Annotated in this window: 16 protein-coding genes; 11 read left to right on the forward strand and 5 right to left on the reverse strand. The window is 64.3% G+C overall.

The features are described 5' to 3' along the window. Positions 1-62 precede the first annotated feature (62 nt). From EU800_RS09660 to ccmE, 4 genes are read left to right on the forward strand one after another with little or no spacing between them, the layout of a single operon-like run. Complete coding sequence (locus tag EU800_RS09660) at positions 63-968, forward strand: lysophospholipid acyltransferase family protein (RefSeq protein ID WP_129631066.1); 906 nt, start codon at positions 63-65, stop codon at positions 966-968. Continuing rightward, a complete protein-coding gene (gene murI / locus EU800_RS09665; RefSeq protein ID WP_129631069.1) occupies positions 968-1,780 on the forward strand; it encodes a glutamate racemase in 813 nt (270 codons plus the stop codon). The genes EU800_RS09660 and murI overlap by 1 nt, the downstream gene beginning before the upstream one ends. Positions 1,781-1,838: 58 nt before the next feature. Continuing rightward, on the forward strand, positions 1,839-2,867 hold the full coding sequence (gene argC, locus EU800_RS09670) for an N-acetyl-gamma-glutamyl-phosphate reductase (protein WP_129631072.1): 1,029 nt from the start codon (positions 1,839-1,841) through the stop codon (positions 2,865-2,867). 37 nt (positions 2,868-2,904) lie between these two features. Beyond that, entirely contained in the window at positions 2,905-3,357 is a 453-nt protein-coding gene (gene ccmE, locus EU800_RS09675; RefSeq protein WP_129631300.1) for a cytochrome c maturation protein CcmE, read from the forward strand. A 52-nt stretch (positions 3,358-3,409) separates the two neighbouring features. Here the strand turns inward: ccmE and EU800_RS09680 are convergent, their stop codons facing one another. Together EU800_RS09680 and EU800_RS09685 are read right to left on the reverse strand one after the other, a co-directional pair. Further along, a complete protein-coding gene (locus tag EU800_RS09680; protein WP_129631075.1) occupies positions 3,410-4,126 on the reverse strand; it encodes an LrgB family protein in 717 nt (238 codons plus the stop codon). Then, a complete protein-coding gene (locus tag EU800_RS09685; RefSeq protein ID WP_129631078.1) occupies positions 4,123-4,467 on the reverse strand; it encodes a CidA/LrgA family protein in 345 nt (114 codons plus the stop codon). Before EU800_RS09685 ends, EU800_RS09680 begins: the two co-directional genes overlap by 4 nt. 105 nt (positions 4,468-4,572) lie before the next feature. On the opposite strand from EU800_RS09685, the gene EU800_RS09690 reads away from it, so the two are divergent. Genes EU800_RS09690 through EU800_RS26760 form a run of 5 tightly spaced genes read left to right on the forward strand, consistent with a single transcriptional unit; the run spans position 4,573 to position 6,599 of the window. Continuing rightward, entirely contained in the window at positions 4,573-5,184 is a 612-nt protein-coding gene (locus EU800_RS09690) for a holin-associated N-acetylmuramidase (RefSeq protein ID WP_129631081.1), read from the forward strand. Then, a complete protein-coding gene (locus EU800_RS09695; RefSeq protein ID WP_129631084.1) occupies positions 5,175-5,807 on the forward strand; it encodes a holin family protein in 633 nt (210 codons plus the stop codon). Before EU800_RS09690 ends, EU800_RS09695 begins: the two co-directional genes overlap by 10 nt. After that, positions 5,794-5,988, forward strand: coding sequence for a hypothetical protein (locus EU800_RS09700; RefSeq protein WP_129631089.1), 195 nt, complete (start codon positions 5,794-5,796; stop codon positions 5,986-5,988). The genes EU800_RS09695 and EU800_RS09700 overlap by 14 nt, the downstream gene beginning before the upstream one ends. 14 nt (positions 5,989-6,002) lie before the next feature. Further along, positions 6,003-6,428 (forward strand): hypothetical protein, encoded by a 426-nt coding sequence (locus tag EU800_RS09705; RefSeq protein WP_129631092.1) that lies wholly within the window; start codon positions 6,003-6,005, stop codon positions 6,426-6,428. Then, the gene (locus EU800_RS26760; RefSeq protein ID WP_165354609.1) at positions 6,429-6,599 is read left to right on the forward strand and encodes a hypothetical protein; all 171 of its coding nucleotides are present in this window, start codon (positions 6,429-6,431) and stop codon (positions 6,597-6,599) included. It begins immediately after the preceding gene. Between the two features lie 68 nt (positions 6,600-6,667). Here EU800_RS26760 and gltA read toward each other — a convergent pair whose 3' ends face one another. Further along, complete coding sequence (gene gltA, locus EU800_RS09710) at positions 6,668-7,960, reverse strand: citrate synthase (RefSeq protein WP_371685610.1); 1,293 nt, start codon at positions 7,958-7,960, stop codon at positions 6,668-6,670. 78 nt (positions 7,961-8,038) lie between these two features. Continuing rightward, the gene (gene gltX / locus EU800_RS09715; RefSeq protein WP_129631116.1) at positions 8,039-9,457 is read right to left on the reverse strand and encodes a glutamate--tRNA ligase; all 1,419 of its coding nucleotides are present in this window, start codon (positions 9,455-9,457) and stop codon (positions 8,039-8,041) included. 344 nt (positions 9,458-9,801) lie between these two features. Between gltX and EU800_RS09720 the strand changes: the two genes are divergently transcribed. Continuing rightward, complete coding sequence (locus tag EU800_RS09720; protein WP_129631121.1) at positions 9,802-10,416, forward strand: hypothetical protein; 615 nt, start codon at positions 9,802-9,804, stop codon at positions 10,414-10,416. A 68-nt stretch (positions 10,417-10,484) separates the two neighbouring features. Here the strand turns inward: EU800_RS09720 and EU800_RS26765 are convergent, their stop codons facing one another. Next, a complete protein-coding gene (locus EU800_RS26765; RefSeq protein WP_165354610.1) occupies positions 10,485-10,637 on the reverse strand; it encodes a hypothetical protein in 153 nt (50 codons plus the stop codon). Positions 10,638-10,767: 130 nt separating this feature from the next. On the opposite strand from EU800_RS26765, the gene miaB reads away from it, so the two are divergent. Beyond that, positions 10,768-12,087 (forward strand): tRNA (N6-isopentenyl adenosine(37)-C2)-methylthiotransferase MiaB, encoded by a 1,320-nt coding sequence (gene miaB / locus EU800_RS09725; RefSeq protein WP_129631124.1) that lies wholly within the window; start codon positions 10,768-10,770, stop codon positions 12,085-12,087. Positions 12,088-12,115: the final 28 nt, after the last annotated feature.

Below are 12,115 nucleotides of genomic sequence, written 5' to 3' on the forward strand. Positions count from 1 at the left end.
GTATAGGGTGACAGGTCGGGGCGTTCCGCGATATGCGGCCCTGCAGGAAGGAGATCGAGTCCATGCCTCACAGGCATGTCGCCCGCGACATCAGCTACGCCAATTCCGTGCGTTCGCGCAGCGGTAAGGCCGTGGTGCGCATGCTCGAGAACGCGACCGGGCGGATCGGCCTGATCCGGCGTGCGGAAGGCTACGAGCACGAGGTGGCCCGGGGGCAGGATTTCTGGGGCGTGATGGTGGCGCGCTACGGGCTGACGCTCGACGTGATCGGAGGGAGCCTGGACAATATCCCCAAGGAAGGGCCGCTGATCCTGATCGCCAATCATCCCTACGGCATTCTCGACGGTTTAATGATGGGGTACATCCTGTCCATGATGCGGGGCGATTTCCGGATCCTGGCGCATCAGGTCTTCCGCAAGGCGGAGGATCTCAACAGGATCATCCTGCCGATCTCCTTCGCGGAAACCAAGGCGGCGATGCAGGAGAATCTGGCGACGCGGAAGGCGGCGCTGGCCTATCTCGACGCGGGCGGCGCGATCGGTGTCTTCCCGGGCGGCACGGTCTCGACCTCGGCGAAGATGTTTACCCGTCCCATGGACCCGGGCTGGCGCAGCTTCACAGCGAAGATGGTGGCGAAATCGAATGCCGCGGTGGTCCCGATCTATTTCGAGGGCCACAACAGCCGGCTCTTCCAGTTCGCCAGCCACCTGCATTCGACGTTGCGCGTGGCGCTGCTCATCCAGGAGTTTCGCAAGCGGGTGGACGAGCCTGTCCGCGTCGCGATCGGCGAGCCTCTGTCGCAGGCCCGGCTCGAGGAACACGCCCATGATTCCCGAGCGATGATGGATTTCCTGCGCAAGGAGACTTATTCGCTTTCTCCCAAGCCTTTGAAGTCGCTGGACTACGGTTTCGAGTTCGAGGAGAAGCACCGGACAAACAAGCGCGAGAAAGGGCTTCGGGTATACTGATGGCGGTAGGAGTCTTCGATAGCGGGCTAGGTGGCCTGACGGTGTTGGATGCCGTGAGCCGGCGGCTTCCGGACGTGCCCTTCGTGTATTTCGGTGACAATGCGCATGCGCCCTATGGCGTACGCGATGCCGAGGATGTCTACCAACTGACCACTTCCGCGGTCGAGCGGATGTGGGAGGAGGGGTGCGATCTCGTGATCCTCGCCTGCAACACGGCCTCGGCTGCGGCGCTGCGGCGGATGCAGGAGACCTGGGTGCCGACCGACAAGCGGGTGCTGGGAGTCTTCGTGCCACTGATCGAGGCGCTGACCGAGCGGCACTGGGGCGACAATTCCCCGCCACGCGAGGTGGCCGTGCAGCATGTGGCGCTTTTCGCGACCCCTGCGACGGTCTCCAGCCGGGCTTTCCAGCGCGAACTCGCCTTCCGGGCGATCGGAGTCGATGTCGAGGCACAGGCTTGTGGTGGCGTTGTCGATTCGATCGAGGAGGGCGACCTTATCCTCGCCGAAGCGCTCGTGCGCTCCCATGTCGATGCGCTGAAGCGCAAGATGCCGCACCCGGAGGCAGCGATCCTCGGCTGCACACACTATCCATTGATGGAGGAGATCTTCGCCGACGCGCTCGGTCCGGAGGTCAAGGTCTTCTCGCAGGCCAACCTCGTGGCAGAGAGCCTTGCCGACTATCTCGATCGCCATCCCAAGCTGATCGGGTCCGGCCAGCATTCGAAGTTCCTGACCACGGGCGATCCGCGCAGGGTGTCCAACCGCGCCACGCAATTCCTTCGACGGAAGATCGAATTCGAGGCCGCGTGATTGCGGCCCGCCCCGATCCTTCCTATCTCTTGAACGCTTGCAATCTTCAGGTCCCGCAATGACCCACAAAGCCGCCATCCTCGGGGCGTCCGGCTATACCGGCGCCGAACTCATCCGCCTGATCGCCACCCATCCGGGGCTGGAGATCGCGGCCCTTTCGGCCGACCGAAAGGCCGGGATGGCGATGGCGGAGGTCTATCCGCATCTGCGGCAGGTCGATCTGCCAGCGCTGCAGCGGATCGAGGAGTTGAACTTTTCGAACATCGACATCTGTTTCTGCGCATTGCCGCATGCGACGAGCCAGGCGGTGATTTCACAGCTTCCCGAAGCTGTTCGGGTCGTAGACTTGAGCGCGGATTTTCGTCTGCGTGATCTGGAAGCCTATGAAAAATGGTACGGCAAGCCGCATTCGGCCCCGGAGCTTCAGAAACAGGCGGTCTATGGTCTTACCGAGTTCTACCGGGACGAGATCCGCGACGCACGGCTGGTGGCCGGGACCGGGTGCAATGCCGCCGCCGGTCAGTTTTCGCTGATCCCGGCGATCAGGGCGGGGGTGATCGACCTCGACGAGATCATCATCGACATGAAGGTGGGCGTCAGCGGCGCGGGCCGCGCGCTCAAGGAGCATCTGCTGTTGGCGGAGTTGGGCGAGAACTGGTTTCCCTACAGCATGGGCGGCAAGCATCGGCATCTGGGTGAGTTCGACCAGGAATTCTCCCGCGCCGCTGGCCGTCCAGTGGAGGTGCAGTTCACGCCGACGCTGGTGCCGGCAGGCCGCGGCATTCTCGCGGCGAGTTACGTGCGCGGCGAGCCGGAGGCGATCCACGCGGCGCTGGCAGCGGCCTATGCCGACGAGCCGTTTATCTGTGTTCTGCCCATTGGCGAAGTGCCAGCCGCCAAGCAGGTGCGGGCGACGAATTTCGTCCATATCGGCGTCGTGGCCGAGCGGAAGCCGGGGCGGGCGACGATCTATGCGGCGCTGGACAACCTGACGAAGGGGTCGTCGGGACAGGCGTTGCAGAATGCGAACTTGATGCTGGGGCATGCGGAAACCGAGGGGTTGATGCTGTCTCCGGTCTATCCGTGACGACGATCCCGAGGGGAGGGGAGAGATTATGGCTGGCATGAAAGGCCTGAAGAAGAAGCGCAGGGTGCAGATCATCCTCGTGGCCTTCGCGGCGCTGGCAGGCGCTGCGGCGCTTATCGGCTACGGGTTCCGCGACGGGATCAACTATTTCCGCGCGCCCTCGGACGTCGTTGCCGAGCCGCCGTCAGAGCGCGAGGTGTTCCGCATCGGCGGGCTGGTCGAGGAGGGTACGCTGACGCGCGGGCAGGGCGAGACTATCACCTTCAGCGTGACCGATGGCGGCGCTTCGGTGCCGGTGTCCTACACGGGCGTGCTGCCGGATCTCTTCGACGAGGGGCAGGGGATGATCGGCACCGGCAGGCTGATCGACGGCACCTTCGTGGCGACCGATATCCTGGCGCGGCATGACGAGACCTACATGCCCAAGGAGGTAGTCGACGCGCTGAAGGAGCAGGGCGTCTATCAGGACCCGGCCGCGAGCGGCAGCTGACCCGGGGCGGAACGTGAGGAATGCCTCGTAAGGGGTTCTCCGGATAGGTTTTTCAAAACAGAAGGCCCCAAAGGATCGGCAGGAGAAGTGCCGTGGCCAGGGCGTTGAGCCCCATGGCGAGGCCGGCGAAGGCGCCGGCGGTCTCATTGACCTGAAGCGCCCGCGCCGTGCCGATGCCGTGACTCGCGGTGCCGATGGCGAGGCCGCGGGCGGACCAAGACTTCACGCCGGCGAGGTCAAGTAGCATCGGTCCGAACATCGCACCGAGGATCCCGGTGACGATGACGAGTACAGCGGTCAGCGACGGCAGGCCGCCGAGTTCTTCCGAGATCGCCATCGCGACGGGTGCGGTGACCGATTTGGGCGCGATGGACGCGAGGATCTGTTCCGTGCCACCGGCCGCCCAGGCTACCGCGACCGCTGTAAGGATAGCGGTAAGCGACCCCGTCAACAGGCTCGCGGTCAGCGCGAGGGCCGAGGCACGGACGCGGTGCCACTGTCGGTAGAGCGGCACGGCAAGCGAGACGGTGGCGGGGCCGAGCAGGAAATGCACGAATTGCGCGCCTTCGAAATAGGTCGCGTAGTCCGTGCCGGTCAGCGATAGGATTGCCGTGATGACGATCACGGCGATCAACACAGGGTTGAGTATCGGGCTGCGTCCACCGCGTTCGAAAAGCCAGCTCGCCCCCTGGAAGGCCACCAGCGTGAGCGTGAGGTGAAAGAGCGGGCTGGCGCTGAGATAGACCCAGGTCTGTTGAAGATTCGTCATTCGGCGGGGTCCCGCGACAGTGCGCGCATCATCAAGCCGGTGACAAGGATGGTCAGCACAGTGCTTGCCAGGAGCGCGAGGCCAAGCGGCAGGATTGCACTGCCAAGCAATTGAAAATGCAGCATGACGCCGGCGCCTGCCGGTACAAAGAGCAGCGACATCGAGCGGAGCAGCGTGCCGGCGCTGGCGTCGAGGCCGGCCGGAACGTCGCCGCGGACCGCCAGGAAGGCGAAAAGAGCGACCATGCCGAGGACCGGTCCGGGTACCGGTAGAGCGAGCGCGCCGGCGACGAGTTCGCCTAGCAACTGGCAGACGAAGATCAGGGTGAGATATCCCGGCATTTCGAGTTCCTTTCCGGCAGAGCCTCGGGCGCGCGCCGTGGTCCACACTTCTTAAACCCTTTGGGCGAGGCTCCGACACATCAATTTGGCCGGAGATCAGGGTCGATGAAAGACATTGAGGCAATCGCACGCGAGATCGTCGCCCGGGAGGGCGGATATGTGAACGACCCGGACGATCCCGGAGGCGCCACGAAATACGGCGTCACGATCGGGACGCTGCGCCGACTGGGGCTCGATCTGGACGGGGACGGGCGGGTGACGGAAGCCGATGTGCGCAAGCTGGATCGCCGCACGGCCGAGAAGATCTTCCTCGAGCATTACTTCCATCGCCCGCGCTTTGCCGAGCTTCCGGACTGTCTGCATGCCGGAGTTTTCGACACGTATGTCAATGCGGGCTCAAACGCGGTCAAGATCCTGCAGCGGCTGCTCTGTCAGTTCGACGAGGAGGTGTCGGTCGACGGGGTTATCGGGCCGCAGACTCTCGGGGCCACAAGGCGCGTCGAACGCAAGGCCCCGGACTACCTGGCCGATGCCTACGGCATCGCGCGGCGCAACTACTATTACGCCTTGGCCGATCGACGCCCCGCCAGCCGCAAATACGCGACCCGGCGCGATGGCGGCAAGGGCGGCTGGATCCGGCGCGCCGAGGAGTTCATCTCGCCGCGCTTTCATCTCAGCGACGGGCAACACAGGGCACGGGTGGAATCATGGGGATGATCGGGCAGACGCTGGCAACGATCCTCGGCGGCGGTCGAAACGTCGTGACGGAGACAGTGGAAGTTTTTCGCGAGAATGCCGAGAAGGGCGCGACGCGCGACGCTGAGCAGGTGCAGGCGGCGCTTGTGCAGTTCGCCTCCGAATTCGCGGCGGAACGAGGAACGGTGTTTGACCGCGTTGTCGACGGCCTCAACCGCATCCCGCGGCCGGCAATGGCGATTGGAACGCTGGGGCTCTTCGTCTCGGCGATGGTCGACCCGATCTGGTTCGCTTCGCGGATGCAGAGCATCGCGCTCGTGCCGGAGCCGCTCTGGTGGCTGCTCGGTGCGATCGTGGGCTTCTATTTCGGCGCGCGGCATCAGACGAAAGGGCAGGAGTTCCAGCGCTCCGTCGCCGCGACGCTTGCCCGCGCAAGTGAGGTGACCGAGGGGATCGCCGCGCTGCGGGCGCTGGATGCAGGATCGGCCGGAACCGCTTCGCGGATTGCCGATGCGTCCGTTCGTCGAGCGGCTCCGATCTCCGAGGCCGCCGAGGCGCCGGCGGATTTCGCAGGACCGGGCCCGACCGGGAGTGAGTTTGCCGACAATGCCGCGCTTGCGGAGTGGAAACATGCCCATTCCTGACGATTTCTGGATCTCCCTGGCCACCGAACACGGTCCCTGGGTGGTCCTCGTCTTCTACCTGCTGTTCCGGGACCATCAGAAGGACGATGCGACGCGGAACATTCTGAATCGAAACACCGAAATCATCGTGGAGATCACCACGCTGATCCGGGAACGCCTTCCGCGCGAGAATCCGAGATGAGGGGAGTGGGAGATTTGAGACTGGCCCTTTCGATCTATGCCATCATCCTTGCGACGACACATCTGTGCTTCATGCTGATGGGATATGCAGGCACAGCGGAGCTTCTCTACGGCGCGCTGACGGTCATGGCGCTGATGATCTCGGCGATCTTCTTCTGGCTCTGGGGGATGCGGCTCTCGCCGCTTTCGCTGGGGATGGCCTTCTCCTGGGCCGGCTCGGCCATGGTCATGGGATGGTGGTGGCTCAAGCTGCAGCTGGGGAGTCCGATCCGGATGGATGAGAACGAGCTTCTGCTGCTCATAATCGGATTGCTGACGACTGGCGCGGTGCTGCATTTCGAGGTGCTGGAGACGTCTTTCGGCTATCGCCGTGGCGCCTTTCTGGTGCCGGTCGCCGGGGCGCTGGCGCTGTCCGCTCTGTTCCTGGCCTTTGCGGGGTGAATGGCCGTGGCGAAGTCGCGTGACGGTTTCGGCGTCCGGCGCCTGATGAGGGCGGGCGGGCGGTATCTGCATCGGATCCTGCTGGGGCGGCGCTTTGTTCATTCGCTTGAACGCAACCGCGAGGCGGCGGACCGGCTTGACTCCGCGATCAAGGAGATGTTGGGGCGCTGACGGCGATGGCCGATGCGGAACGAAAAAGGCCGGGGTGTCCCCGGCCTTTTCCGTCGTCCAGTCGTTCCTCAGCCGCGCTCGCTCAAAGGCACATAGTCGCGATACGCCGCGCCTGTGTAGAGCTGACGCGGACGGCCGATCTTGTGGGCCGGATCCGAGAGCTGTTCGCCCCATTGCGAGATCCAGCCAACCGTGCGCGAAAGCGCGAAGATCGGCGTGAACATCGAGGTCGGGAAGCCCATCGCCTCGAGGATGATGCCCGAATAGAAGTCGACATTCGGGAACAGCTTCTTCTCGGCGAAATAGGGATCGTTCAGCGCCTGCTTCTCCAGTTCCTTGGCAACCTGGAGCGTCGGGTTATCGTGGACACCGAGCAGGTCCAGCACCTCGTCGGCCGATTCCTTGAGCACCTTCGCCCGCGGGTCGATGTTCTTGTAGACGCGGTGGCCGAAGCCCATCAGGCGGAACGGGTCGTCCTTGTCCTTGGCCCGAGCGATGAACTCAGGGATGCGGTCGACCGTGCCGATCTCGCGCAGCATCTCGAGGCAGGCCTGGTTTGCGCCACCATGTGCCGGGCCCCAGAGGCAGGCCGCGCCGGCCGCGATGCAGGCGAAGGGGTTCGCCCCCGACGAGGAGGCGAGGCGGACAGTCGAGGTCGAGGCGTTCTGCTCGTGGTCGGCATGCAGCGTGAAGATACGGTCCATCGCCTTGGCGAGGACCGGGTCGACCTGGTATTCCTCGGCGGGCACCGCGAAGCACATGCGCAGGAAGTTCGACGCATAGTCGAGATCGTTCTTCGGATAGACGAAGGGTTTTCCCGAGGAATAGTTGAAAGCCCAGGCGCAGATCGTCGGCATCTTGGCGATCATGCGGATAGAGGCGACCTCGCGCTGCCAGGGATCGTTGATGTCGGTGGAGTCGTGGTAGAAGGCCGACATCGCGCCCATCACGCCGACGATGATCGCCATCGGGTGCGCGTCGCGGCGGAAGCCGCGATAGAAATAGGTCATCTGGTCGTGCAGCATCGTGTGATGCGTCACCCGGCTCTCGAAATCATCCATCTGCGCCTTGGTCGGCAGCTCGCCGTAGAGCAGAAGGTAGCAGACCTCCAGGTAATGCGACTGCGCCGCAAGCTGGTCGATCGGGTAGCCGCGATGCAGCAGGACGCCCTCGTCGCCGTCAATGAAGGTGATCGTCGATTCGCAGGAGGAGGTGGAGGTGAAGCCCGGGTCATGGGTAAAGACATTGCCCTGGGCATAGAGCTTGCGGATGTCGATGACGTCCGGGCCCGCGGTCGGCGAGTAAATTGGCAGTTCGAGCGTCTTGTCGTCGAAGGTGAGCGTCGCTTTTCTGTCGGTCATGGACATCCCTTTCTGGACTATTGCCCTCGCCGGGAGCGGCCCGGCCGGGGTCGACTTCGGCTTTCGCGGGCCGGCGGATCAGGTCTCCGTCCGCCCCGCGGCATCTTCAATCCGGCCCAGGCTCTCCTCCCGGCCGATCACGAGCATCATGTCGAAGACGCTCGGAGAAACCGTCCGCCCGGCGAGAGCCGCGCGCAGGGGCTGTGCGATCTTGCCGAGCTTGAGTCCCGTCGTCTCGGCAAATTCGGCGACGGCCGCCTCCAGCCCATCGCGCGACCAGCTAGCATTTTGCAGGTGCGGCGTCAATTCAATCAGTATACCGCGGGATACCGGATCGAGCGCCTTTGCGGCCTTCTCGTCCGGCTCGAATGGTCGGTCACCCAGAACAAAATACGCTTTGTCAATAAGTTCCGGGAATGTCTTCGCGCGCTCCTTGAGGCAGTCCATCGCGCGGAGCAATCCATCCTGCTTTTCCGGGGCAAGTTTTTCGGCGCCCGTAACGTCGAGATAGGAAAGAATTTCGGCCAGAAGAGCGTCGTTTTCTGCGGCTGCAATGTGCTGGCCGCAGAGATTCTCCAGCTTCTTGAAGTCGAACCGTGCGGCCGATTTGTTGATTCCGTCGAAGTCGAACCAGTCGAGCGCCTGGGCGTCCGTGAAGAATTCGTCGTCGCCATGGCTCCAGCCGAGGCGGGCGAGATAGTTGCGCATGCCGGCGGCCGGATAGCCCATCTTCTGGTATTCCTCGACGCCGGTCGCGCCATGCCGCTTCGAGAGCTTCTTTCCGTCCGGGCCGAGGATGAGCGGGATGTGAGCGTAGATCGGCAGATCCCATCCCATGGCCGCGTAGATGAGCGACTGCCGGGCGGCGTTGGCAAGGTGATCGTCGCCGCGGATGACATGGGTGACGCCCATGTCGTGGTCGTCCACCACGACGGCATGCATGTAGGTCGGGGTGCCGTCCGAGCGCAGCAGGATCATGTCGTCGAGCTCGGTATTGCGGAAGGTCACGGGACCCTGCACCTGGTCATCGATCACGGTCTCGCCCTCCCGAGGGGCCTTGATCCGGATGACATAGGGCGCGTCGGGGTGTGTCGAGGGGTCTGCATCGCGCCAGGGCGAGCGGAAGAGCGTGGATTTCCCCTCGGCCTTCGCGGCATCCCGGAAGGCTGCGATCTCCTCCTGTGTGGAAAAGCACCTGTAGGCCGCGCCCCGCGCCAGAAGCTCCTGCGCCACCTCGGCATGGCGGTCTACACGGGCGAACTGGCTCACCGCGTCGCCGTCCCAGTCGAGCCCGAGCCAGCGCATGCCGCGCAGGATCGCCTCGGTCGCCTCCGGCGTCGAGCGCGCGCGGTCCGTGTCCTCGATGCGCAAGAGGAATCTGCCGCCACGGCCGCGCGCATAGAGCCAGTTGAACAGCGCCGTGCGCGCCGTGCCGATATGCATGAAGCCAGTGGGCGAGGGGGCGATGCGGGTGACGACGTCGGTGCTGTCGGCCATGCGGGCAAGCCTTTCGATTCTGTTCAAGGCGCGGACGGTGGGGCGCGGAACGCCGCGCCGGGCCTGGCCCGTCGCCCGGACATATTCGTTTCCGGGCAGGTATAGGACAGCGGATTCGGGAAGGGAAGCGTCGGGGAAGGGACGAGGCGCGTTGCGGAAAATTGGAAGTGCGATTGGTGAGTGACGCCACGCGGTGCCGAAAGACAAGTCGATACCGGCGCATCTGCCGGCAACAATTGAAACGCATGTCCACCTGACCTGACATCGAGCCGAAACGCCGTCGCTCTAGAACCGGTTGCAGTCCAACTCTTTCCCTTCGCAGCCATCCAAAGGAGGCCCCCGATATGCTCGACGGCTACAACCGGACCACCAACATGGTCCTCGAGGTCCTGAAGGACCCTCGCATTCAGCTCCTGAACTTCAGCGTGTCGGTCTACCGGTTCCAACCGCACGACTACGCCCGGCTCGCGATCGAGATCCTGCGCGGCAACGTGAATGCCGAGTTCGACAGGAATGAGACCTCGACCGCGGGATACAACCCGCAGGAAGACACGCTCTATTTCGGTTTCAAGACGCTCAAGTTCATCGAATACAAGGCTGCCATTGTCCATGAATGCACTCATGCGATCTGCGACATGCGCGGCATGAAGCTGATGGACCAGACAGCGTCTGAAATGGCGGCCTATATCGCCCAGTACATGTTCCTCGCCGCCTATATCCCGAAGTCGAAGCGCGCGGCGCAGAGATTCAACCTCGGCGGAGAGAACAATATCGGGGACATCAGCCGCGCCGCCTGGCGTATCGCGCATTCCTACCTGTGCCAGAACGATCCCCACAAAAAGGAGCTCGCGCCGGGCTTTGGCACCGATGCCGACTATGCCGACCTCGCCAACGCCATCCGCAAGAGCAATCTCTACAAACACAAGGCCGACAAGATGGTCGGCTACAACGGCGTGTGATTCCGCGTCCCGACAGCGTGCCGGCCGCCATCGCCGCGTGACATCGCGCGATCGGCGGCCGTCCGGTCTCAGAACCACTGTCCCGGTTCCATCAGTCGCAACTCCATGAATTGCCGCGACGACCACTCAAAGGCACCGAATAGTGCCACCGTCTGCGGGTGCTGCAGGATTGCGCCGCGGAAGACGGGTTTCAGGAGGTGTTCGAGATCGTTGACTCTCATACCGGGCCTTTCCTTTGGAGCAGCACTCCAATGCCGACGCGCTTGCCGGTGCAATGCCCACGCACCGGCGGGACGTTGCGATAGGCTCCCGCCTGCGCTATGCCGCGCGCCAGCGACCAGGAGACCCGCCATGCCCGACGCGCCGAAGAAGCTCTTCATCAAGACCTACGGCTGCCAGATGAACGTCTATGACAGCGAGCGCATGGCCGAGGCCTTGGGCGGAAACGGCTATGAGCAGGTCGGCACGCCGGAAGAGGCCGACATGATCCTGCTCAACACCTGCCATATCCGCGAGAAGGCGGCCGAGAAGGTCTATTCGGAACTCGGCCGCTACAAGGGACTCAAGGCGGCGAACCCGGACCTGAAAATCGGCGTGGCCGGCTGTGTCGCCCAGGCCGAGGGCGCCGAGATCCTGCGCCGGCAACCGCTGGTGGACCTCGTCGTCGGCCCGCAGAGCTATCACCGCCTGCCGGAAATGGAGGCGAAGCTTCGCGACGGCGGCACCGCGCTCGACACGGACTTCCCCGAGGAGCTGAAATTCGACCACCTGCCGGGCGCGCGCAAGGCAACGCGCGGTCCGACGGCCTTCCTCACCGTTCAGGAGGGCTGCGACAAGTTCTGCGCCTTCTGCGTCGTGCCTTATACCCGCGGCGCCGAGGTCTCCCGGCCCGTCAGCCGCGTGATCGCGGAAGCCGAGGCCCTTGTCGCGCAAGGGGTGCGCGAGATCACGCTGCTGGGCCAGAACGTCAACGCGTACCATGGGCCGGACGGCAGCGGGACATGGGGCCTAGCCCGCCTCATCCGCCGGCTCGCCGAGATTTCCGGTCTCGACCGCATCCGCTTCACCACCTCGCATCCAAGGGACATGGACGACGATCTCATCGCCGCCCATGGCGATTGCGAGAAGCTCATGCCCTACCTGCATCTGCCGGTGCAGTCGGGCTCGGACCGCATCCTGAAGCGGATGAACCGCGGGCACACCGCCGAGGCCTATATCCGCCTCGTCGAGCGCATCCGCGCCGTCCGCCCCGACATCCTGATGTCGGGCGATTTCATCGTCGGCTTCCCCGAGGAGACAGAGGCGGATTTCCAGGCGACGATGGATCTCGTCGCGGAGGTGGGCTACGGCCAGTGCTATTCCTTCAAGTATTCCGCCCGCCCGGGAACGCCCGCGGCCGAGCGCCCGCTGGTCGATCCCGCCGAGGCTAACGACCGGCTGCACCGCCTGCAAGCGCTCCTCGCGCGCCAGCAGCAGCAGGCGCAGGATGCGATGGTCGGGAAGGAGGTCGGCGTTCTCTTCGAGAAGCCGGGCCGCCTGCCGGGGCAAATGGTGGGAAAGTCGGACCACCTCCACGCCGTCCACGTCACCTGCGACGCAGCGCCCGGCGTGCTGGCCCGGGTGAAGATCACCGAAAGCGGCCCGAACTCGCTCGGCGGCATGCTCGTCTGACATCGCGCCCCGTGCCCCTGCACGGACG

Source organism: Tropicimonas sp. IMCC6043 (assembly GCF_004146235.1).
Classification (GTDB): Bacteria; Pseudomonadota; Alphaproteobacteria; order Rhodobacterales; family Rhodobacteraceae; genus Tropicimonas.